Raw genomic sequence first — 23,790 nt, 5'->3', positions numbered from 1 at the left:
AGTCTTCACCACCGACATTCACAGTCACATCCGCTTCTGGGTTGTTTACTGTACCTGTAAGTGTTGTGTTTTCACCGTCGCCAGGAACAATCGGATCAATCGTCACGCTTGGTGCTTCTGGTGCAACTGGCGAATCTTTTGAAGATCCCCCATCGATCAGTGCTAAACCACCACCGACAAGACCACCTGCAATCCATGGCAACAGACCGAGATCTACTGGAGGTACAGGTAGTAGCAATTCAAGGCCTGAAAGTTCTTTAAAACTTACTACACCATCGGTCATGTCAAACCATAAGAAGGCACATTCATCATCTTCAAAAACTAAATCCGATGTTAATTGGTCTTCGTATTGAACAAAGAAGTTTTCAATGACGATCACTTCGCCATTTTTGAGTTTTAGTACCAAGTTATTGCCATCACGGATAAACTCAGCCACATCATCGCGATGCATTTTGGTGTGAACAATAGACGCTTCGGTTAATGTGATATTCGCAGAATTAACCGTTGATTTACTTAATGAGTCTTTGTCAATTACAATAAAATTAGTCATATTTTTACCCAAAAACTATATTCTTTTATCTTCAAAAACTTTAACTATTTAGTAATGCCTGTAATTTCGACAGTTACACGGCGGTCAGGCTGTAGACATGCATGTAATGCTTCACGCTGTTTTACATCAAAACAACCATTCGTCACAGGTTGGCCTTTACCTGCGCTTGCAGTTGAAATCACATTCCCTGCCACACCATTTTGAACCAACAGGTTGCGTACTGTGTCTGCACGGTTTTGCCCCAATTGATTGTTATAACTATCACTTCCTAAACGATCTGTGTGACCAACTAAATTGATGTGGCTTACAGAAACGAAGTTGTTATGAATTTGCGAAGCAACATTCAAGATCTCTTGACGGCCCTTTGGCAGTAAATCATTCAAGGAAGAACCGTCAAATTTAAATAAAGTGTCCGCAGCTAAATCCACTCGTATTGTCTGTTCCTGAGCAGCAACCTGATGCTTCACCTCACAACTTAAAGGCTGACCATTATGGGAAATAAAAGGTTTACCGTCTGTATTGACAGAGAGTACAAATTCATTGCTTGTTAGCTTTCCTACGTTTAAGTCAACATCACAACTTTGGCATGATTCTTCAGTACAGTTTTTTACTTTGAAATTATATGTTTCTGGTTTCAATGCATATTGAGCCGAATTATTTATATAAAAATTTCCAGCTTTAATACTATCGATATAAAATTCAATTGGGCAATTTTGCTGTTCTGCTGTATCACCACTACACAGCTTCTCGTCTCGCTTTAATGTAATAGGTTGATTATTTTCTTGCGTTTTTTTCTGAAAACGTAAATCTGATGGCTTCGTATATGGGCTTGATGTACAAGCCGCTACCCCCAATGAAGCTACAACAGCTAAAAGTGACAATCTCAACATAACTACCCCTTGTGGACTTAGATCGATTTAAGGAACAATTTCAAGCACATTTTCTACACAAAACAAATATCTTCCCATGAATCTACTAAAAGATTATTATTGTGATATAGTGCACATTTTAACATCTTTATATCAAAATAAATGTGTATTTTGAACATTTATTTTTTATGTGAACTGTATCACTTTATAGTTTTATTAGAAATACTCAACTAGATAGTCCTAATTAAACGAAGATTAAAAATCAAATATATCAACAAGATGTAACTAAATTCAAAAAGTTTCCACCTATTCACTTGATCAATATTGGTCGCCATAAAAAAGCTCATCAAATTTCTATTTTGATGAGCATTACAAAAATCATACAGAGCACATAGTATAAAGAACGCTTCTTTACAGCAACCTTAACCTAAAAATTTCAGCTTATTAAAAGCTTTAATAGGTAGACGTGATGTTTACCTAGGTAGTTTATTACGGGAAAAGAATCTACTTAAAAGGCGCAGTCCACTCATATAAGCTAATAAATAACCATATAGACCAAAAATCCACATTGAAATAGGATTTGAAATTACTACAAACTATTTCTTCAATGGTGAACAATCAGAATTATTATTGTTGGGGTTATTTCATTCGTACAAGTTTAAAAAAGCAAGTTAAGCTGCTGCATATGTAGATTTGGTTCCAGTAAATCAGCTGTCTGGCAGTTCGGCCAACAAGCAAAAGTCACTTATCAAAAGCAGATGACAGTAAAATACGCTCAGTATTGTATATGTAAACCTTAACAGCGATTCAATAGAATCCACACATTGAAGCTTTATATCAATAATTATTAAGTCAGGATAAAAATTAAAGGTGTGCTTTAGGTGTTGCAATGCGCAAGCTTATACGTCTGTGTTATGGCGTTTTAAAACATCAGACTGCCTATCAAAAAGATTATTTATTGGTCTAATAATCTCAAAACCTGATTGGTTACCAAGACGGCATCTTGTTTTTTTCGGTGTTTTCTAAATAGCTGAAAATTATGCACATTACCTTATGCAATGGCTGTTGATATAATCTGGCTAGTTTTATAGTGAATCGTCAGCTAGGCTTTGATCGTATGACGTTTTTTCTTGCCGCTATAGTAATTTTTCTGTTTTTTTGGGACGTTCTATTGTCATTTCAGTGGCATCAATCACGATAACTTCCCAATCTACACCTTCACCTTTTCGTAACTTTTTAGGTAAATGAAATTTATCGGATTTAATTAAAAGGTTTTCAATCTTTTGAATAATGCGTGAAGCCCTTGATTCATGGATACCATAGGTCATCGCAACATGGAAAAGTGTGCGATATTCGTGCCAATAGCTTAAGGTCATCAACAGCTGATCTTCAAGCAAAAGTATTGAGGGTCTTCCTCGTGGACTATCACTTTGAGCGGCTCTCAATACTTCAAGCACTTCTGCAAAAGTTGAGGGTTGTATTCCGTTAAGTCGTTTAAACTGCTGACTTAGCAGTGTTTTTACTTTTGAGTAGTTCATGCAACAACGATAACCGAATACGGCTTATTGATCGCTACAAAAAATAATCACTAGATTGGTCGTTTTTTGATTTATGCAAGAGATCTATTTTATAGTATAATCAAAAAATGTAATCATTCTTTATTTTTATTATGATTAACAAAGTATTAAAACAAATTACCGTAATTTCTGTTGTTTTGGTTACTGGTTGTGGTGAAGAAAATTATAGAGTTGGAGTAACTGTTGGAGGTTCTGGCTCTGGGCAGAATACTGGAACTAGTTCGACTCCCCCATTACTATCAGATCCAACTTCCCCTTTGCCATCAACTGGGAATGAAAATGAAATGCAAGACAGGTTCGTTGTATGGACTCCTGTAAATAATATGCATTATTGTGCCCCTTTAGAAATTTCACTTCATCTTGTAAACAAAACAACTAACGAAATACTTCCTGATGGTTACGGAACTGATCTAAGTTATATAGAGCCGAATGATTTACATAATTTACATTTACAAGCACATATTAAGAATTTAAGCTCAGAAACTGTTTACCAATATAATCATGACTGTAAATCCGGCTTTACTTTACAAGATCAAAACCTGATTCCGTTCAATGAAAATATTGAAGTATCTTGTACTCAGAATCAGAGTTTACAAATATATAAACCGTATGAAGAAAAAATATTTGATCTTAAATATAATTTGCCTTTTAAAGATCAAACATGGACTATCAATTATAGAACTTTTTTCAGCATAAATCGCGTTGTAGATCGACCAAACTCTCAAACTTGCGAGGCTAGGGAAATTTCATTAAAAATTGAAGAAATGTGATGTAAAGTTTTTTAAAATATAATATAAAAACTTTTTAGATGGGCTATAAAGGCACAATGGAAATGGGCTATAAAGGCACAATGGAAAGTAAATTTAATTTGAATGAATCTGATGTAGATGCTTATTTAGTTGATAAAAATAAAGTCCTCTCATCAGAATCAAAATCTACATTAGAATATACACTAAAAGTTATGGGAGAACTTACTCATTGGTTAGTCAAATCAGGAATTGGCTATAGTGAGTTTTCTAATGCGATTCGTCCCCTCTTCTATAATGAGGCTGTTAAAGAATTAGAACATCTAGGTCAAAAAACAACTGACTCTTCAATTAGTTTACTTTCAGGTTTAAATAGACGGGATGTTAGTCAAATTAAGCAAGAGAATGGAGGTAAACATACTATAATCCCTCTGACTTATAGAAATACTATGCCAATCAGCGTGCCTGCTCGAGTCGTTGCATTATGGGTGCACCAAGATTTGCCGTATATATTACCCCTTACTGGTAATGAAAATAGTTTTGAAGGGTTAGTCAAACAAATTTCTAGAGACAAACATCCCCGATCTATTTTATTAGAGTTACAGAGGATTGGACTAGTAACAGAAGCAGGGGGAAAAGTAATTTTACATCAAGAAAGTTTTACACCTGCTCCTGAAGCTCATCAAGCAAAACAGATTCTGGCTGAAAATTTATCTGATCATATCGCTGCTGGCGTTCATAATTTGACTGAAAATCAAAACTATTTTTTAGAACAAGCAATTTTTGCAAATGAATTGACTGAAGAGTCTATTAACTATTTGAAAGAAAGGGTTGTTGAATTATGGGGGAAATTTTCCAAAAGTTTATTGGCCGAAGCAATAGAGCTTTGCCAAAAAGATGAAGGTCAAATTGATGCAAATCGTCGATTTAGAGTCGGAATTTTTGAGTATGATACAATCGATATAAATAAAAATTAATAGCGTAGTCTTTTAATAATACTTACGCATTATTATTTATAGATTCTCTGTGGTATTAGATGATTTTTATCAAGAATAAAGTCCTGAATGGGTTAGATCTGTATGCCTATTTAAGTGATGTGCTGAAAAGGTTACCGACACCTAAAGTTCCCCAAATAAGTGACACAAATAGAAGAATTACTGCCACACCAGTGGCAACCCGACCAAAATTAAAAATAGGTATGGGGTTCAGCGCACGCTTACCTAGAGACTGATGCTGCAGCGCCAACTGTCTGGTAAATTCCAGCAGTTGTTCATGGGTCAGTTGGCTTAAGTCAGGCAGCGTATTCATGACCGCAGTATGCCTGAGGTCATGAAGAGAATGAAATAGAACGTTTGGAGGATGGCAGAATGGTCGAGCTTGGTTTAGAGCATTTTCACCACTTGCTGCAATCCAACTGTCTGCCAGGGCAAACCTTGGATCAGTACCTGTAACTGTTCCGGGCTGAGGGCCACGGTTTCACCTTGGTGAAGCTTAGCCCAGTGAAATTTGCCCTGTTCCAACCGCCGGGCACACAGCCAGATGCCCAGTCCATCATGCACCAGTACTTTCATACGATGACCACGTTTATTACGGAACAGGTAAGCACAGTGCGGTTTGATCGAGCCAAAGGTTCTCACCACCTGAGCCATGGCAGTATCCATTCCTGCACGCATATCCATGGGCTGAATAGACAACCAGATTTCATCGATACGGATCATGTTGCCAGCATCTTGAGTAATTCTGCCAAGGCAGATATTTCTGATACTTGTCATTTCAAGCCAATTTCTGCTTTTGAGTGGGGTAAAGTAATTTGAACTTTTAACATGTCAGTAGGAGTAGGATCTAATGGTGCAGAGCAAGATAAGGCAATAAATGCAGGTTTATTCGGTAGTGGTGAGCGATCACTCCCTGGCTTAGCATCAATTAAGCGAATCCATTTGGATACAAGATTTGTATTCAATCCATGTTGCAAAGCGACTGAAGCAATTGAAACGTCCGGTGCTTTACAAGCCTGAACGATCTGCTGTTTAAATTCAGCACTGTATGTTCTTCGTTTTTTCGCAAGAGATGCGATGGATGTCTGATTATTTGTAGTCATAAATTTAAGTCCCCACTTGTTTTTAGGTGGGAACTAAATTAAGGCTTATAGGATGAATTCATAAGGTGTGTTCAGCGGACGCTTACAAATGTAATTCTAGAAAAATCTGAAATTGTACAGACATCTCCAAAATGGCAGGACTACAAATTCACAATCAAAGGTATATTTGTCAATGTTCGAAAATTTGATAGCGGTATGATTTCAGTCAATAGCACTTATAATCCTGAGATTATTTCAATGCTCAAAGAATGGAAACGTGAAGGTCGTGGTTCATTCAATCCTAAATACAAATCATGGAACTATTGGCTACCATTTTCTGAAATTGTATTTCAACGATTAGTCGAGATGAACGATAAGTAAATACTTAGTCTTTCTAATAGAAATAACTGAAATTCATTCAGTTATTTCTATTCTTTTTTCACCAATTAATGGCTATAGGATAATTTTTCCATAGCTGGCTTTTCCAACAACTCGCTGTAAAGATTACTTTCTAGCAATTGTTTCGCAGGTATTTTGAGTTCCTCAAAAAAAGGGACCTCGCTACTTTTGATTCGATACTCTCTTAAACCATTATTTATCTCATTCAAATAGCCACGGTAATTAAGCTGTAAATTTGAATATTGGCTATGAGAGTCCTCAATCAATGCTTGAGAAAACTCTTTCTGATCTAATCGATGTGAAAGAATGAACTCTAGGTGCATACCTACTGGCAATAATTCCATCATTTGTTGAATAAATTGCAATATCTGACTGACGTGCTCAGGCGAACTAATTTTTTTGTGCTGCACTTGGAAAAATAGATTTTCCATAAAACAAACCAAGTGATTTCTAAGCTGAATAGAACTAGCCAAGGTATTATTTGCTAGCGCATTTACATCTTTGAGTTCAATATTATTGTTTAACAACAATTTAAAAGTTCTTAGCAGACCAAGATATTCCGTCGTTTTTTCAGTATAAAAAAGAATATTTTGCTCTTTGATTTGATTAGACACTGCTAATACGCTTTGCTGAACTGCATCAATTTTTTTAGCCAAGATTTGGGTCTGTATCACCATTGCGACCATTAATGATGCAGTAGAAATAGCTTGAGCTGCCACAATGGTCGACTGTAAGGTAGATTGGAGTGAATCTAAACCTTTAATAAAACTATCTATATTGACTGTAGTAACCTCTTTTAATGGTACGTGCTGTATAATACCGCCATTCTTTAAGTATGCTACGCCATCTCTAAATATAACCTGATTATTTTTTAAAGCTTCCAATAGTTCAGGCGAAAATTTTTCAGTATCATAAGTAAATGTTTTTCCTAACATTACTATCCCCTAGAATTCATTATAACTATCTTTATTTGCATCAAATTTGATTCGTAACATTGCCACAATACACACTATAGGGATCGTGATACGATATGCAGGTGCTGTTATATCTTTAGCTGTTAATGGAAGAGTTGCAGCCGCAACCCAAGGATTAACTTTTACTAAGTTTTTAGCGATATTTAATCCCGCCAATAGCCCTCCGCTGACTCCACCTACACTTCCTCCTCCTACACTATTTTTGATAGTTTTTAGAGGGCTCTCCTTTAATGAAGTAAGACCTAAGTACCCTTTTTCTTTCAATGTCTGATTTATTTCATCAATATCATCTAGTGTCTTAACTTTACCAAAAAGTTTCCTTAGTACTTTTTCTTCTAATTCTACGGTATTGATAGTTCCTTTATGAAAATCAACTCCTATTTTTTCTGCTACATCATACAGAATCTCTTGGTACAAGACCCCTTTTCTTCTCACTAGATTAACTAATGTATCCCCACCAAATAACTGAATTTCTGCAACAATTGCTTTCCAGCTATTTTTGTAGAGCAGTTCTTCTGTCTCATACATTTTCATATTTGCCAATAACGTTTTTTTTAAGCTTCCAGTCCATTGCTCTGTACCTTCCACATCTTTAATTAATGTATCTGCTAACAATTTTAGATCTTTATAGTCTAAATATTGTAGAAATGCTAAATCAGGGTCTTCACGAAATTTTGCTTCATTCGCCATTTATTTTCTCAGAACAATTTCAAGTATAAATTTTTATTTAAAATGATTAATCCACACCCAAAGCTTTGAACACGACATCCACAGGATCGGCATAAAAGCTTGTTTGGAATTTAGTAAATAGTTCAACAGGAATCGTTGGAATGTCTACAGCGCTACTCATCGGTAAAGCAACGCGTTTAGCACCTGCATCAAAAGCAACTTGTAAACATTCAGCAATACTTTCCACAGGTGTCACTGATCCACCAAGGCTCATATCACCAAGTACAACCATCTGACTTTGAACTGACTTGCCTAACAACCCAGAACAAAATGCCACTAAAGCAGGCAAAGCCAAATGATTCAAAGGACCTGTATTTTGCAGTTCAACGACCTGGAGATGGAAATCATGCTCTGCAATTTTATTACCGCCTGAAATCCTAGCAGAGTTTGCTTTAAAGTAATCAAAAGCTATCTTTACCTGCTCTTTAGCACTGCTTGAATTCCAAAGACCAGACGTCGCTAATTTCCCACTGCCTTTGGTCACTTGAAGCTCCAAACGGTATAAGCCAGGCATCCCTTTACTACTTAAACCAATCGTATGCAGGAATCCTGGTTTAATTGGACCATCAGGAATAAGACCACCACCACCTTGTTCTTTTACTGTCACAAAATGCTCTTCTAGTGACTCATTATCGATGTAACTAAAATGAACATCGTAGAATTCCATACCACCAATTTTTTTAAGCTGTTCTTTCACACGACGGCGGACCTGTAAAGCATATTCTAGACATGCGCGGACGTCTTCTTTGCTAAATTCACCATGTGGATGCAAAAGCTTCATCAACCCTGAAACCGTCTTACGCACTGCGATTACATCACGTTGGTTCAGGTTATTCCCTAACTTAAAGTATTTTTCAATACTGTCTGCAAAACTGCGTTTACGCATTTCACGGAAGTATTCCGCTAAATAGTCCACAATTAAGCCATAGCGATTAGTGAAATACTCAGGACGCATCTTAGGGATTTCCCAACCCGGGATATAAGCATGGAAACGATCAAAGAATGCCGAATCAATCATGGCTTCGGGAAATGGTGCTAATAGATGACTGGTCTTCACTAAAGACTCAACACTTTGGTTAATGTTTCCCACAAAGACCATAGAGGCTGAAGCTTCCATTTGCTCACGACCTCGGGCAAATGAACCTGACGCCATGAAATCTTTCATGATCTGAACACCATCCTTATCTTTGAATGATATTCCTGCAACTTCATCAAATGCCACGACATCCCATAAACCAACAAGTCCAATACGGCGACTGCTCATGTTATAGAACAAATTCGCTACTGTTGTTTGACCACCTGAAACTAAGATACTGTTCGGTGAACATTCTTTATAGATGTGGCTTTTGCCCGTGCCTCGTGGTCCAAGTTCACAGACATTATAATTATTTTCTACAAATGGGATCATTCGTGCCAACAAATGCCACTGTACATCTTCGTTAAGTGAGGCAGGTTCCATTCCTACAGAACGGATCAAACACTCACGCCATTGGTCAGTCGTGAGTGCTGAACGCCCTGTAAAGAGTTCGTCCATATTCATATTAGGCATTTGAATCGGCTTTAATAATGAAACCCCAAATGGTGAACTTGTCTGCCCTTCATCGAAGTAATAACTCAATGTGGCAATGACCCAAATACCGCCTACTAAAAGCTTTTCATACTCTTTGACGATACCTGCTGAAATTTCCGCATCTCGAATCCCCAAATTACTGAATGATGCTTCATATTTATCTTTGCGTTCATTAAGCTTTACCGTGACCCGATCAATCACTTTATAACTACCACGCTCACGGACCAAAGACTTCACTTTTTCAGCTTCATCTGGCCGGACATAGTTTTCAGCTAAAATGGTTTTAACATTTTTCAGCCCTTGCTCAATGATCTCTGGATCATTCGAAGCGCAGTACATCCCTAACAAATATTCCAACACATAGACAGGGACATTTGCCCCTTCTTTGATCAATTTGGTCAGGTCTTTACGTACAACGCGTCCAGCAAAGTGCTCATTTAAAAGCTGATCTAATTCTTTATCCTGCTCTAGCATCGAATTCATTTTATTCTTCCAATTCAATTTTTTAGAAAAAGTCATCAGTAATTAAATCAATACTGACCTTGTACCTATAATTCTCAGTACCGAGTTGCTTGTCTTTTATGATTAAGAAGTAATCTTTATTTCGATCAAAGTTATTGCCTAACAATGATAAAAGCACGTGCTTCTTACGATCATTAAAATTATCGCCACTGGCGTCGAAGGTTATAGTTTCTTCACTAGATACTTGTTTGTCACCATCATAAATCGCAACAGTGATGGTATTTGCTGTGAGCACACCACCAACTTCTTCGGTCTGTAAAAATTCAAATTTCTGAATGTTATTGACCATTTTTAGGCTTGTTGTCGGTGAAATCACTTTGACTTTGCGTGTGGTCTTCTCCTCTGCTTTTTTATCACGAAGGCTCTTCACGGTAATCACAGGTACAACAATTTCCTGTAGCATTGCACCACCATGTACAAAACGAGATCCACCTACAAAATGGAATCGGTTGGCACCCTTCGGAATCCAAAAATCTGTTGGCGAAATGGACTGTGCCGTATCTTGCGTCGACCCCTTCCATGCTTCATTTGTTTCAGGTAAAGACTTGGCAATCACGTAGCGTTTTTTACTTTTCAGTACGTTAACGGGCTTATCTACAATTGCTGTTCGATCTGCAGAATCCAATTTACTCTGTTGGAATAAGAAACCATGGTCTGCCGTGACAATCACACGTGAAATATTAAAGTTACTGAGAATTTTATGCGTCAGCTCCGTTAAGTCCGTGATCGCATCTTCTACAGCATTGAATGTTTCTGATTCTGTTGAAACATTATCACCACGTGCATCAATCATATTGTGATATATGTACACAAAATCATACTGGCTTAGTTCTTTTCGACCGTCATCCTTCTTCCATGCTTTGACCACGTCCGCTGTAAATGCTGTCGCATTTTTGGATGCAAGAATTTTTGCACGTGCCTGTGTACCCTTGGATGAAAGACCATCTACAAAAACATCATCTGAAACATTATCTTTATATTCTAAGGTTTCATGTGGCAACAATGATGCCATACCTAAGGTGGTATAACTTGGTAACACTCCCAATTGTGAGCTTAGGCTTGCTTCCGAATAACGCTTGTCATTAATTCGTTCGCAAAGCTCCTGCGCTGCTTCATATCTCAATGCATCGCTAATAATCACCGCCACGCGTCTACCGGTTTTATCTGATAGTAATGGCTTCACCTGATCTTTGAAGAAATGATACTGGTGACTGACTTTCGGAATCGACCAATGTTTTAAACCTTGTTCTGCTTCTAAACATTCACCCCAGTTTTTAGCTAGACGGTCGATATACCAATAGGCATAACAATTTTCGACTTCATCATCTAAATATTTTAGAATTTCTACGTGGGCACGTTGTGATGCTTCTACATAATGACGATATGCCTGATCGAACGCATACAAGTTCTGTTCATAGGCTTTATATAGAATTTCACAGGTTGCGAAGTTAAATCCATTCAAATACCCCAAGCGCAGTTCAAACAGTCGAATCGCTGCTTTTAATGCGATATAAATGGTACGGTATTTTCTGCGTTTCTCATCCTCTTGATGTTGTGATGCCCAGTGTCCATCTAAACGTTTAGAAATCAGCTTTTGGAAATGATTTAGTTCTGGTTGATGTGCATTTGGGATCTGCTGAGCAATGTCTCTAATGATCTTTTGTTCGACCACTTCAAAAATTGCACTATCAACTAAATCATTTAATTGGAAATTTCGAATTTTAGATTGGATATCAATTGCATTTGCGACCCAACCCGAAATTTCATCAAAAGATTTTGAGTACTTACTGCTATCTTTCCATCGTGACAAAATCGCACGTGCCGTTGATCTTGCAATGCCATTTGAAAGCTGTAAAGACTTTGCCCAATCCGGCACTTGACCTGAACTTTCACAGAACCCTGTCACCAATAAGCGAATCAAGAACTGACCAAGTTTAAAGTTTTCTTCACCTTGGAGTTCCTCCACTGAAGCTTGGTAACCGACTTCAGTTTGTAATGTCATTACCCATGCAGGAACTAAGCCGTATTTTTGGATTTCATCTAATGATGAAGGATTATCCTCTAAACCTGTATTTTCCTGTACGGCTTCATTTGCCAATGCAAATAAGATATGCAGCCATTCATTGCTCTCGGACTTCACCAAAGCAGCCACCATCGCTAAATCAAGTGCTTGTTCATCATGTTCAGGTTGCACATGTTTTTTGAGTGCATCAATGCGTGAACGACTGGCGAGGAACTTTTCACGTTGAGCTAAATGTGCTCTGACACTTTGCTTCGTTAAGCCTAGCTCATTAAAAATAATGGAGAATCGGTCTGCATAGAAACTACGTGAATAGAGTTTCATATCGAGCATCCAATCTTTAAGTGAATCTGGCTCTGCACTTGGAAAATACAGTAAATATTTACTTTGCGTATCTTCGAGTTCTAAATTGAACTTGGTTTCTAGCACCGATTCATGTGCCATATTGACGACTTTTACTGCATCTAAATCAAGTGCTTTGATTTCCTCAGTAAATGACTGTTCAGCGTCATACCAAAAGACGATGCGGTGATTTTCAGTAAAAAAAGCCTGTTCTAGACCTTGTTTGATTTGATCTAAGTTCATTATTTACCATCCCCAACAATACTTTTTATTTCCTTCACCTGATCAATCATTTGTTTTAAATTTTCTAATGAAGAACTCTCATTGATTAATACTTTTGAGTTCTTCGGACTAGGTGGGGTATAAATGGTCTGCACAGACTCCATAATCAATTTATCTTGATTAGATTCATCTTTGAGTTGTTCTGCGTAAGATTTAACAGTCAAAGCAACAGCAGATTTAAAGGCATATTCTTCTTGAAAATTACGTTCTTTCGTATACTGAGAAATTGTAAAAAATAGAATACCTAGTACTGGCAATGTTTTTAATGAGTTGATTAAAAGGAATTGCCAGCTTAACTCTCCCGGTGTAGTCCCCCAAAATAAATAAAAGATCCAAGCTATTGAGACAACAGCAATGACTGGGATACTATATTTCCAAAAAAATATTGGCTTATCAAGCTCAGTCTTACGCTGTTTAAACGTTTCAAATAAAGAAGCTCCAACTTCTCTCCCAATTAAATCATCTAAATATTCATTCCTCTCGGTAAAGTACTGATGCTTACTTTCAACAAAACTTAATTTAGATTCAAAATTAGCTTTTAAAGTTTCATACTCTGACTGTTGTGCTTCAATACTACCTACAAGCTCTTCAAATGAATTCTTCAAACTTTGTAATTGAGATTTAGATTCTGAGAGTAATTGATCAGAACTTGATTTTTTTTGATTCGAAGCTTCTAGTAAAGCATTAATTCGTTCTATGAGAACGGCTGCTTGGCTTTGTAGATTTGTAATTTCTTCAGTGCGATTACGACTTGCCGTGACTAGAGATTCAATTTCAGTAAGTTCATTTTGCTTAGTTGATGTAAACTTTTCTAAGTCATTCTTTCGATTATGGATCTCAAGAACCAACAGGTCTAATCTTTCAGAAACAGCTTCTAATTGATTCGAAATCAATTCAATACGTTCTTTGTCTTGTTGCACATTTATTTCTGAAGTGCGGAAATATTTTCTTTTACTTTTTTCCCAAAAGCCATTAATCGCTTGATAATGTATCAAGCGATTTAAATGAGTCACAGCAGCATCAAACTGTTTATTTTTCGTATAGGACAAATACTTTGACAGATCCTGATTTAAATCAGCCCCACCATACTCATTTTGAAATTGGTAAGAAAAAGGTAGAGCTTTGGCAAATGTCGTATCAAGTTCTTCTTCAAACTGTTTAAAAACCTTACTGGAAGCATGTAGAAACTCTTGTACGGAATAACTGCCGATGTACACTTGATCCAAATTTTCATCAATGTAAGTTTCTGAAATTAACTTTGCTAAGTTCAGATTGTTATACTCATCGAGATACTTTTTAACTAGATTAATTTGATCTAAGTTCATACTGTTGCCTCAGGTTCTTTAGCGTCAGTATTTACGAAATCAACATGCAATAGCTTTGCCTTAAATGCATCATCGCCTAGTTCAACCAACCAACGTGTTTCCATAAATTTAAGAAGTGCAATACCTCGTTCTTTGATTTCAACTGGTGTCCAATCATCCTCAGTATTAACCTCATTTTCAGAAACAGAACCGTTGTAATAACCTACACCTTTGCCATCATTTTTCTTTAAACTAAAGCGATCGTTCTGTAGTGAAGAGTTCTTAGCACGTGATAGTGGCAATAAATTCCCTAATGAATGCGTGAGATACGTACGCTCTTGACTATTTAGATGCCCAAAATGACTTACCCAATATGGATCAGTATCTGTCTGAGGATAAATATGCTCTAAGGTAATATGATCTTCTAAACGGGTCGTAAATTCTTTCCAAGTTAATTTACCTGTTGAGTTTTTACCCTTTTCTTTTAAGGACTGTTCATATTCAAATAGGAAATAACGTACCCCATCCCAATGATAGAAACCTTGACGACCCACTTCATAATTTTCAGCAATATATTCACGGAATTTATTTGCTGAGAAGTACGAATCAACCCAAGCATTCAACTCATTGACCAAAGTTTCAGTATCAATATGATAATTCAAATATTCTTTTGCTTTGTTTAAAAACGTAGAGTCGCCTGTATGTCCACGGCGGCGACTTAAGGTAAAGATGGTAAAGATATAACGCTCTACTGCTCTAAGTAACCAATTAATATCTTTAAAATCACTACCACGACAGAAAGCTGCTAATACCAAAGGTTTAAATGACTTATATCCTAGGCGTACCAAGCGATCTATTAACTTATGATTGGTTTCGTCCGTATAATCTTTCAAAGGATACGAAGGATTATGCATGTAGAACCATGGTTTCACTGCTTGCTGCAAACTCATCACATAAGCATTAATTTCTTCTACAGTAAGCTGATCTTTTTCATGTTTTGGATGGGTGACATTCTGAACAGTGAATTTTTCATTCAGTAGATAAATCTTATAGTCATCACCTGTCTGACGAGTAAACTTAAAGTACATAATCCAATGATTACGTAAAAAGTCCTCGTCACTTAATAATTTCTCAGGATTACGCCCTAAATATTCATAGATGGTTTTCCATGTCAAATTAATATTATTACGTAATTCTGCACTACCACTTTGTTTAGGGAATAACGTCGATAAATAGATTAATCTGTTCTTGAGTAATTCAAGATTTGATAATGGCTTACCTCGGTTATTCATGGTTTCAAAAGTCACAAACACATCAATTTCAGCATCAATTTCATATAGGTTGAATTTGAATTTCTGTGTCAGTTTTTTGAAAATTTCTGCAATCTTTTCTGGGCTTAAAGAGATCAATTTCTTTTTAAAGAAGTCTTTGGCGTATGACAGGTTTCGGGTATAGAAGGTCTGCTCATCATTATTCGATGCTGAATGTTCTAAGAAAATATTGGTTCTTAAAAACTCATCACTCGGATTATCTTTTTCATAGCCAAACAAGAATGACTTACGAATACCTGTGGTCGCTGAGTGAAGTACGTATTTTTGTTTAATTTCATCTACAGTTTGGAAATTTAACTCAGCATAATTCGGAACACTTTCCAAAATGGCTTGAATTAAGATGACAGAAGTCGTAAGTCGTTGTTGTCCATCGACAATATAAAAAGGTTTATAGCCCTTACCTTCAATAATCCAAAGATCATTTTCCCAACGTTTCCAATTTTCTTCTTCGACAGGTTCTAGGGTCAATACACCCGTGTAATGCACACGTTCAGGAGACAAATGAATTAAGTCTTCCCAAAAATCATTAAGCTGTTGATCCTGCCAAGCATAGCCACGCTGATAGTCAGGAATACGAATAATACGTTGTTCAAAAATACTGCTTAAAGTTACTAATGCATTCATGTTTATTTCTCCCCCGTCACTGCTTTCACATCTGCTAACAGGTAAGCAGTTTTATTATTGTCCGTTTTACATTCAAACTTGCCATAATTCACTTTCACACCATCATCTAAATCTAGCGTAATGCGTTGATCAGCTAAGTGACGTAGATTCTCTTCAAATGTACTCAGTTCTGCCTGTTGTTTATGCAGTGCTAGAAGTTGTTTTTCGATTCTATTGGTTTCTGCTGCTGAACTGCTGGCTTCTTTGCTGTCTTCCAACGTTTTGGCATAAGCTGCCATTTTAGAAATCAGTGGCATGACATATTCAGTACGCATACGTGCCAGTGTGCTTTCGTTATAACGGTGCAAATAGACAAGCGCTTGGAATGCACCGAGTTTGCCACTGCTAAACATCCAGTAAATCGGACGTTTTTTATAAGTCTGCAAGTGATCTTTATAGAACTTGGTCGCGAGGTAACGACGCACTGCTTCTTCAGGTGTTTCGTTGTTCTTTTTCGCAAGTCCTTCAGCTAACCACAGCAGGTTTTCAGCTTCAGTATCTTTGCCCCAAACTGCGCTTAAAAACTCTTTGATTCGATAGTCAGCTTCGTCTTTGTCAAACCAACCCATTTCTGTCAGTGGAATAATCCCATCGGCATCTGCTTTGAATTTCTTATAACGGTTTGGATCAAAGCCTTCGTTACCTGCATGGGCATAAATTAAGCCCGGTTCGTCTAAGCTATAGCGTCCCATCATGCAACCAATGGCATAAGACACTAAGCGTTGTGTGTCTTTTTCACGGTCGGCACGGGTTAGGGTGATTTGCTCATCAGGCACGTCAGGCGTCAATTCATCCTGTAAACCGTAGGCTTCAATAAACAGTTTATTGTTTTCTTCTTCCAAGCGTTTCATTTCAGCAACGGCGTGGCTGTTTTGCTGTTGCCATGTGTTAAATGCTTGTTCTAAAGTTGGTTGTTGGGTACGAATAATTGGGTTTTGAGTAAAGTCCCATGAAATATCGTAAGAGTCCCAATTTTTTTTAGAGCTTACAATTGCTAACTCTGACCTCTCTAATATCGATTTTTCTAATATTTTGTCTTGAATCGGTAATTTTCCAATATCGCCAATTTGATAAGCCATTGTTGGATTGATTAAATTTAATAGATATGTCCCAACCTTGCTATTAAAAAGAGATAATACTTGTTTGATACTATCTCCAAATGCAGACATACCATTAATATCAAAGACATAGCCTACAGGCCTATATCTAGAAGCAAATCCATTCGCCGAACTAGAAGTCAAACTCCATGTTATTGCCTCTTTAAAATAGTAGGTAGCGGCACGAAATCTTGATAACTCTCGTCCTTGAGCATCTTTATAATTTCTTATTTCATCACCACCATTTGGAAAATAGACAACATATTCATTTGAACCATACCATTTTTTCGATTCACCACCTTTACTATAAGGAAACCACGTAGCTGAAGTTTCTTTGGCATTATCCAAACTACTTACATCATATAAAGTTTTATTTTTAGAAATTTCCCACCAAAATCTTAAAAATTTCTCATTATTTCCAGTTGCTAATCCCTGTTTCGGAATCAAATAATCTTTGACATTTTTTTGTTTAAAAGAAGTTCTGACATTATCACTTACCCAATAAGCAATAGGACTACCTGGAATTTTCTTAAAATCATCAAGCTTAGCATTTTTCAATCTATTATTGGCTACAGGAAAGGTTTTTGGTATCCCTTCTTCATTTAAGTCATCGTTTTCACAATAAGAAAAACTTCCTTCATAACTATTTAAATGATGATTAAAGAACACCGTTGCCGCTGTACCAAAAGCAATCCCCATCACACCATTGCCCATATGTACCATATTAGACAGTGTTCTATTAGTCAGTAGCTTTTCACGCATCGCCTCATAAGAAGACAAAAACATCCAACTTTGCATAGTGACCATGCTATTGAAACCTGTATCTTTACACCAACCAAAACCACGCTCTATAAACATGGCAAATAAATCAGACTTACTATCAGGGAAATGATCTTTAGCAAACTCTTTAAGGTCACCATTCATACCCTTACCGCCCATATACGGCGGATTGGCAATCACAGCATCATATTGCTTGGCTAATAATTGGGCTTGCGTAACTAGAGGCATTAATTCATTGGCTGCTTGCTCAGCAAATATATCTCCACTTTCAAGTGCTTTTTTCAATTTACTTTCTATGAATAGCCACTTACTTGGTAATGCTTCGTCTACCTGAATTAATGAACCAAATGTTTTAGCATGTTCAAAAGTATCCGTTAAATGTTGTACTTCCTCCAAACGAATATCAAATTGGCTTAAGTCCTGAGCCAATTGTTCTACTCGATTTGGCTGACTATTTTGTAGCGCTAAGATATTCAGCTTTGGTGGATTACGCAGTAAGGTGCGGTCATCCTCACGGGCTTTCATCAACAATGCAAAACTGGCAAGCTGTGCAGCACGGTTATCAATATCTAAACCGAATAAATTCTTTTCTAAAATCAAACGAGGAATATCACGACTGCGGTAGCCACGCTCCAAATACATGGCTTTTAAACAGTCATAGGCTTCCACCAAAATATGCCCCGAACCGCAGGCAGGATCCAACACCGTGATGCTTTCAGGGTTCAATTGAATCCCATCTTCATCAATACGGGTTTGAATCAAAGCATTCAGTTGCTTTTGAACATCTTCAGTTTGCTCAGCAGGTTGAATGTAATATTCCCATTCGGCTTTGGTGCTACTTACAGGGTTCGCCATCATCCATAAACGACCCACACTGTTTTGTACCAAATATTTCACAATCCAATTTGGCGTAAACAACTGTGTTGCAGCAGGTATATCTTCGGTTTTCACCACCTTGCCAATCACTTGATCTTTCTTGGCAGAAATATAGAACTGATATAACCAACCAATAATTTCAATATTCGCCCAGTCTTCCTCAGGAACACTGCTGACTAGACTACGAATCAATGAATCTGTTTTGGTTAAATTATCTGGTAACAACAGTTCTGTATCATTCGCCAAGGGTTCAAATAACAATGGCATCGCATCGTGTAAACGACGACATTGTGCGAGTAATAACTCACGATATAACTCTTCGTCTTTGTTCCCTGCTAGTTTCAGCTCTGCAATACGTTCTTGGCTTAAACCGGGTAAATCAATATCTAAACAGTCTTCCAAAATTTGCGGTAAGCCTGCGCTACCATCAGCACTACTGAGCACACGGCGTCCATGCGCTAAAAAGTCATGTACTTCTAAATAACGAATGGCACATAAACGGTTAAACCAACTATAGGCAATGTAATCGATGGTCTGTTCAAAGCCATGTGCTTCTATGCGCTGAATAAGCTGTTCACGTGGTTTAATGATTGATGCAGGAAATACACCGTCATCAATCAATGCAACATCACCATTGCGCTGTACGTCTTCAATACGATCTGCATAAATACCGTACTTCGTTGCTTGTTGCGTGATTGCAGCAATAAAATCTTCACGTGCCTGTGGCGCATACTTTTTAATATTGGCAGTATTCATCTTTATAAATTCTCAAAAATTGTCTGTATTCAGTCAGGCTCAACGTAAGCGAATGCGTTTTTCTGCACTAACATGTGCTTTTAATGCTTGCTCTAAAGCTTGAATAAATCGCGTCACATCTTCTTCAGTTTCTAAATAGATATTTTTCGAGACTTTTTCATAAACACTTCCAACATTCAGTTCCACTACAGGCTTTACTTTTACTTCAACTTTTGATGGCACAACTGGCTTCACAATGACATCACCATCACCACCTTGAGGTTGAGGCTCTGGATTAGGTGTCACTTTCGCTTGCTCACGACGGCGTTTTTCAGCAATCACTTCGACTTCAAGTTCTGCAACAGCTTCATCCAATAACACGCCTGCACGTTGTGATTGCAACGCATAGATATTGCCAACGCTACTTTCACTTTCAATCTCTTGCTTCAACTGTTGCAAAGGACGCAGTAAACGATTGCTCAGTTCTGAAGTCGCAATACCACTGTCTTGAATAGTATGACTCAACTGGGCAATTTTAAGATCAATCGAGCTGATGGCTTCACTGCGCTTATCTTGTAAAATACGCTCATTCACCGCATCAACTTGACCAATCAAGCCACTGACCTGATTGAGTCTGCTATACGGTGTATCTGATTTAGAAATTTCATACAACTGCGTCATCGCATGGTGGGCAGCTTGATCTTGTGCCAAATAGCTTTTGTTCTTTTCAAACTTGAGTAAAGCCTGTTGTAACTGTTGCCATACATGAATTTGATTACTATAAAACTCATGCAAATCACGATAGTTCGCTTCTAAATCCAAATAAAGATCTTCATCTTGGATTAAGTCTTTAAAGAACTGGAAACTATCTTTGGCTTTCAGTAAGCGCTCAAGACTTAAAATCGAGTCTTCAATGGTTTTCTTACCTGGATATGTACCTAAATCCGTTTTGCTCTTGTATTGCTTTAACTGACTTAACCAATTACCAAAGTGTTCAAGATAAAACTGATATAAATCTTTTTCAGTCGCAGGCCCTAGATTGGTAAAGAGATCTTTTGCCAATTCGCGAGCTTGTTTTAAGATGCGATCGTCAACCTGTTGTTTTTTACTGACAGAAATTTCTCGAAGACGTCTACTATTGGTTAATGCCTCAAATACGTCTTTGTTTGGCATTGATGTTCCAGTGCCTTGTTCAAACGTAATCCGACCCGATACAGCGATTTGCGCCAAAATCAGTAAGATTTCATTTTCTGGCCAACCAAATGGCAACTTCATGAAGTGATCTAAAATTTCATAAACATAGATTCGAGGTGTCCCTGTAGCACGCAAGGAAATATATTGCTCAATTTCTTGCACTGCTTTGGCATTCGGCTGACTGCCATCTAATTTCAAACTAATCTGAGCAATATCATCACTGCTTAATACCGCTTTTAATTCCCGCAATGGATTTTCTTGATAGTTTTGCAAGTAATCCAATTTGGTATAGGTATTTTCAAGTAAATATGCACATGCTTCATCTACGCGTGCTGCAACTCCTGTACTCTTCAGCTGTTGTAAACGTCCAAGTACATAACAATCAGCTTCGAGCAACATTTGCTCTAGACGTGCACGTAAACGTTTTTTACGTTCATTGTTTTCACGCATACGTTCTGACAAAATTTTGGCAATATCAGGTTGTGAACCGTCATTGTTAATTTTGTTATATTTTTCTGTGCGTAAACTTGTCCGTAACTCATTAAAGAACTGTAGATCATCCCCTAACTTAAACAGGACTTGACCTGCTCCTTCAGCACTGTAAGTGATACATTTGGCATCGGTGTACAGCTTATAATTCACATCCAACGGCGAAATAATTTCAACTTTTAAGGCATTTTCAGCACGACTATCTAAGCAATAGCCATCTAAATAACGACCTAAGTTATAATCTACTTTATTTTTTGAATAACGGAATTTATTGTTATCTCTCAACAACTCTTTAAATAACATTTTTGCCAGTTCTTGATTTTCCTCTGAACTCGACAAATCCGTTGCTTTGATTTTTTTGGTGATATCACGTTCTTCATTGGTTAAAAATAAGAATTCATCGCCATTACGCGTAATCAAACTTTCTTTTTCTAAACGCTGTAAGCTCGCTTCAATACGCTGACGTAAGACCAACTTATCTTCATCAATTTTCTCAATCGATAAAGTCACTAAGTTGTCTAATGTTCCTTTAATTAATTCGACATAACGAATTAAAAACAGTGTACGTAAGATTTCAATATCAAACTGATCTAATGATGGATTGGATGTCGCGTTATCAATGGTTCGTTTTACGGCAGGATCAAGAAAACCTTCCACGGCACGATAAAAACAATGGAACGGGACTAACACGCCAATTTCTTCTGTGGCAACCGCATTGGCTGCCATTTGGAACGCATCCAACATCGAGCGCTCACCGTAAGCCAAGTGTGCACCTGTTGCCCCAACCTTACGAATCTGTTCAAAGACTTTTTGTACCAATTGAAAGTGATACGGCACAAATGGATAGTTATCAACAAAACTCTGAGGCCCATCAAAATTCTTTAAGGTGGGTCCAGAACGATCAAAACTCAGTTGGTTTTTTAAAATATCACCCTTTTGTGCAAAGACCTCATGCAATACTTGTTCAGCTTCAGGAGTTTTACGTAATAAACGCTTTTGAATGACTTCGTCGGTATTCGAACTTGATAAAGACAACCGTGTTTTAAAACGTCCTGTAATCTTAGAAAAGTCATTCGCCTTAGACGAAGACATCTCACCCAACACAGCATCCATATCGGCTTGCGATGTCACGATAATCCATGCACGTCCTTTACAAATCGTGCCTAAGTTTTCAGTGATCGTTTGTAGACGAAGCATGAGCTGCGTATCGTTACCAATAAATTGCCCAACTTCATCAACTAAAAATACAATACGATGCTGAGGTCCTTTCGCATCTAAGTATTCTTTGACCCACTGACAGAAGCTTTCAATCGAAACACTAAAGTTCTTCTGAGACTCTTCAAACCATTTATTCGCTTCTTCAGTTGAAATACCTAAGGTCTCAGACAATGCTTGTTCTATATATCTTTGAGAAAAACGATAAACTTTTCTTTTTTTCTCCCACTCGCTCCCACAAGCATTCTGGAATGATTGTTTAAACTTCTCGTAAAGCCCGATTTGGTCTAAGTGTCGCTCTAAATGGGCAATATGGGGATAACCTGCACTAAACCCTTGATACTCATTAAATACACGTAAAAAGACGTTTAGAATTTTATCGCTATCATTTGGATCTGATTTACTGTCAATATTGAATAAAATGACATCGGTCTTATGACTGACTGCTTTATCAATATCAGCACGAATAAAGGCATCATGGATTTTATTTTCATCAAAAAATTCTGCCGCAGTTCGTTCATTACCTGCTGCATCTCGCGCAACTTTGTTTGCCAATATATAAGACAAGGTTTTTAAGAAGTGAGACTTACCTGAGCCAAAGAAACCTGAGATCCACACACCTACTCTGTTGGCAATCGATGGATCCGATAAATCTGTACCATAGGACTGAAAAAAGTCACGAAAATGTTTTTCTAACTCTTTTGTCACTACATATTCATCAAGCTCTTGATAAACCGTGACATCATCATTTTGATCTGCTTTGACAACACCATTGATGGCACGATCTAATGGTTTATAAAATAATTGTTTTACATTCATTCTGTTTCATCCCCCGAAATATTTTTATCTTGTTTCTACCAATTTTTTTAAGGTACTAATTTGAATGCCCTGTAATAGCTATCACTTGGAATTTTGCCAAAGAGCTGCATCATTTGACCGTCGTATTCACCTGGATAGAACAGCACCAATGGCTTATGTCCTAGTAAGGCATGTAATTTATTCAGTAGGTTATGGGCTCTCAGCATGGGCCAAACAGAACCAATTCGTGACATAAAAATAATGTCGAATTCATCATTAAAGTACTGCTGCACGAGGTATGGACCAAATTCATCGACATGTAATAATTCTTTTAAATCGTATAATAAAGAATCATCACCATTTCTTTTTTGACTATCGAAACTATCTTCCAAGACATCATAATCTGCCAAATAATCTCTTAACACCTGAAGCAAATTTAGGTGCAGTACTTTGACGTGCGTATGCTTTTTTGAAAAACTCTCAGTGAGCAAATCAATGTATGCGCGTACCTTTAACTCATCTGCCGCATCGTAATCAAAAATCCAAAAACCAATTTCATTACCTAAGCCTTGGCTCTTTAAAAATTCTTGCGACAGAATTTTTTCAGGAATCTGATTTAAACGATCTTCTACTGCTTGGCTCATAGCCACC

Annotated in this window: 16 protein-coding genes and 1 pseudogene; 3 read left to right on the top strand and 14 right to left on the bottom strand. The window is 37.3% G+C overall.

Annotated features, from left to right (window positions below; translation table 11 throughout):
* The 3 genes from FTU55_RS01975 to FTU55_RS01965 form a co-directional block, all read right to left on the bottom strand.
* Positions 1-550 (bottom strand): BapA prefix-like domain-containing protein (locus FTU55_RS01975; protein WP_180046016.1); only part of this gene is annotated, 550 nt, incomplete at its 3' end.
* Positions 551-594: 44 nt separating this feature from the next.
* The gene (locus FTU55_RS01970) at positions 595-1,440 is read right to left on the bottom strand and encodes an OmpA family protein (RefSeq protein WP_180046014.1); all 846 of its coding nucleotides are present in this window, start codon (positions 1,438-1,440) and stop codon (positions 595-597) included.
* 1,115 nt (positions 1,441-2,555) lie between these two features.
* On the bottom strand, positions 2,556-2,957 hold the full coding sequence (locus FTU55_RS01965; RefSeq protein ID WP_180046012.1) for a transposase family protein: 402 nt from the start codon (positions 2,955-2,957) through the stop codon (positions 2,556-2,558).
* 131 nt (positions 2,958-3,088) lie between these two features.
* Here FTU55_RS01965 and FTU55_RS01960 point away from each other — a divergent pair, with 131 nt between their 5' ends.
* From FTU55_RS01960 to FTU55_RS01950, 3 genes and pseudogenes are all read left to right on the top strand, one after another.
* The gene (locus FTU55_RS01960; protein WP_180046010.1) at positions 3,089-3,766 is read left to right on the top strand and encodes a hypothetical protein; all 678 of its coding nucleotides are present in this window, start codon (positions 3,089-3,091) and stop codon (positions 3,764-3,766) included.
* 56 nt (positions 3,767-3,822) lie between these two features.
* Positions 3,823-4,719, top strand: a complete 897-nt coding sequence (locus FTU55_RS01955; protein ID WP_373686112.1) for a DUF6502 family protein — start codon at positions 3,823-3,825, stop codon at positions 4,717-4,719.
* A gap of 77 nt (positions 4,720-4,796) precedes the next feature.
* Positions 4,797-4,932 (top strand): annotated as a pseudogene (locus tag FTU55_RS01950) (transposase domain-containing protein); the annotation flags it as partial.
* A gap of 192 nt (positions 4,933-5,124) precedes the next feature.
* Here FTU55_RS01950 and tnpB read toward each other — a convergent pair.
* The 11 genes from tnpB to FTU55_RS01895 form a co-directional block, all read right to left on the bottom strand.
* Positions 5,125-5,460 carry an IS66 family insertion sequence element accessory protein TnpB gene (gene tnpB, locus FTU55_RS01945; protein WP_180046008.1) on the bottom strand — a complete coding sequence of 112 codons (336 nt, stop codon included), beginning with the start codon at positions 5,458-5,460 and terminating at the stop codon, positions 5,125-5,127.
* A 50-nt stretch (positions 5,461-5,510) separates the two neighbouring features.
* Positions 5,511-5,840: a transposase gene (locus FTU55_RS01940; protein ID WP_180046006.1), complete on the bottom strand. Its 330-nt coding sequence runs from the start codon at positions 5,838-5,840 to the stop codon at positions 5,511-5,513.
* A 425-nt stretch (positions 5,841-6,265) separates the two neighbouring features.
* Positions 6,266-7,153: a hypothetical protein gene (locus FTU55_RS01935; protein WP_180046004.1), complete on the bottom strand. Its 888-nt coding sequence runs from the start codon at positions 7,151-7,153 to the stop codon at positions 6,266-6,268.
* A 9-nt stretch (positions 7,154-7,162) separates the two neighbouring features.
* A complete protein-coding gene (locus tag FTU55_RS01930; protein WP_180046002.1) occupies positions 7,163-7,882 on the bottom strand; it encodes a DUF3944 domain-containing protein in 720 nt (239 codons plus the stop codon).
* 46 nt (positions 7,883-7,928) lie between these two features.
* Positions 7,929-9,965, bottom strand: coding sequence for a protease Lon-related BREX system protein BrxL (gene brxL / locus FTU55_RS01925; RefSeq protein WP_257223322.1), 2,037 nt, complete (start codon positions 9,963-9,965; stop codon positions 7,929-7,931).
* A 31-nt stretch (positions 9,966-9,996) separates the two neighbouring features.
* A complete protein-coding gene (gene pglZ / locus FTU55_RS01920; protein ID WP_180046000.1) occupies positions 9,997-12,618 on the bottom strand; it encodes a BREX-1 system phosphatase PglZ type A in 2,622 nt (873 codons plus the stop codon).
* The gene (locus FTU55_RS01915; protein WP_180045998.1) at positions 12,618-13,982 is read right to left on the bottom strand and encodes a hypothetical protein; all 1,365 of its coding nucleotides are present in this window, start codon (positions 13,980-13,982) and stop codon (positions 12,618-12,620) included. The genes pglZ and FTU55_RS01915 overlap by 1 nt, the downstream gene beginning before the upstream one ends.
* Positions 13,979-15,916 (bottom strand): DUF262 domain-containing protein, encoded by a 1,938-nt coding sequence (locus FTU55_RS01910; protein ID WP_180045996.1) that lies wholly within the window; start codon positions 15,914-15,916, stop codon positions 13,979-13,981. The genes FTU55_RS01915 and FTU55_RS01910 overlap by 4 nt, the downstream gene beginning before the upstream one ends.
* A 2-nt stretch (positions 15,917-15,918) precedes the next feature.
* Positions 15,919-19,464 (bottom strand): BREX-1 system adenine-specific DNA-methyltransferase PglX, encoded by a 3,546-nt coding sequence (gene pglX, locus FTU55_RS01905; protein WP_180045994.1) that lies wholly within the window; start codon positions 19,462-19,464, stop codon positions 15,919-15,921.
* A 39-nt stretch (positions 19,465-19,503) separates the two neighbouring features.
* Entirely contained in the window at positions 19,504-23,160 is a 3,657-nt protein-coding gene (gene brxC, locus FTU55_RS01900; protein ID WP_180045992.1) for a BREX system P-loop protein BrxC, read from the bottom strand.
* A gap of 47 nt (positions 23,161-23,207) precedes the next feature.
* The gene (locus FTU55_RS01895; protein ID WP_180045990.1) at positions 23,208-23,783 is read right to left on the bottom strand and encodes a DUF1788 domain-containing protein; all 576 of its coding nucleotides are present in this window, start codon (positions 23,781-23,783) and stop codon (positions 23,208-23,210) included.
* Between the last annotated feature and the right edge of the window lie 7 nt (positions 23,784-23,790).

Source organism: Acinetobacter sp. YH12117, from assembly GCF_013418865.1.
Classification (GTDB): Bacteria; Pseudomonadota; Gammaproteobacteria; order Pseudomonadales; family Moraxellaceae; genus Acinetobacter; species Acinetobacter indicus.
The sequence above is the reverse complement of the archived record's forward strand: the minus strand, read 5'-3'. Positions and strand labels throughout refer to the sequence as shown.

Bases quoted from the DNA above. Each gene is read 5' to 3' on its own strand.
- FTU55_RS01970 (WP_180046014.1), bottom strand. From the start codon at position 1,440: ATGTTGAGATTGTCACTTTTAGCTGTTGTAGCTTCATTGGGGGTAGCG.
- FTU55_RS01930 (WP_180046002.1), bottom strand. From the start codon at position 7,882: ATGGCGAATGAAGCAAAATTTCGTGAAGACCCTGATTTAGCATTTCTA.
- pglZ (WP_180046000.1), bottom strand. From the start codon at position 12,618: ATGAACTTAGATCAAATCAAACAAGGTCTAGAACAGGCTTTTTTTACT.
- FTU55_RS01935 (WP_180046004.1), bottom strand. From the start codon at position 7,153: ATGTTAGGAAAAACATTTACTTATGATACTGAAAAATTTTCGCCTGAA.
- brxL (WP_257223322.1), bottom strand. From the start codon at position 9,965: ATGCTAGAGCAGGATAAAGAATTAGATCAGCTTTTAAATGAGCACTTT.
- brxC (WP_180045992.1), bottom strand. From the start codon at position 23,160: ATGAATGTAAAACAATTATTTTATAAACCATTAGATCGTGCCATCAAT.
- FTU55_RS01955 (WP_373686112.1), top strand. From the start codon at position 3,823: ATGGAAATGGGCTATAAAGGCACAATGGAAAGTAAATTTAATTTGAAT.
- FTU55_RS01960 (WP_180046010.1), top strand. From the start codon at position 3,089: ATGATTAACAAAGTATTAAAACAAATTACCGTAATTTCTGTTGTTTTG.
- FTU55_RS01965 (WP_180046012.1), bottom strand. From the start codon at position 2,957: ATGAACTACTCAAAAGTAAAAACACTGCTAAGTCAGCAGTTTAAACGA.
- FTU55_RS01940 (WP_180046006.1), bottom strand. From the start codon at position 5,840: ATGACTACAAATAATCAGACATCCATCGCATCTCTTGCGAAAAAACGA.
- FTU55_RS01915 (WP_180045998.1), bottom strand. From the start codon at position 13,982: ATGAACTTAGATCAAATTAATCTAGTTAAAAAGTATCTCGATGAGTAT.
- FTU55_RS01895 (WP_180045990.1), bottom strand. From the start codon at position 23,783: ATGAGCCAAGCAGTAGAAGATCGTTTAAATCAGATTCCTGAAAAAATT.
- FTU55_RS01910 (WP_180045996.1), bottom strand. From the start codon at position 15,916: ATGAATGCATTAGTAACTTTAAGCAGTATTTTTGAACAACGTATTATT.
- pglX (WP_180045994.1), bottom strand. From the start codon at position 19,464: ATGAATACTGCCAATATTAAAAAGTATGCGCCACAGGCACGTGAAGAT.
- tnpB (WP_180046008.1), bottom strand. From the start codon at position 5,460: ATGATCCGTATCGATGAAATCTGGTTGTCTATTCAGCCCATGGATATG.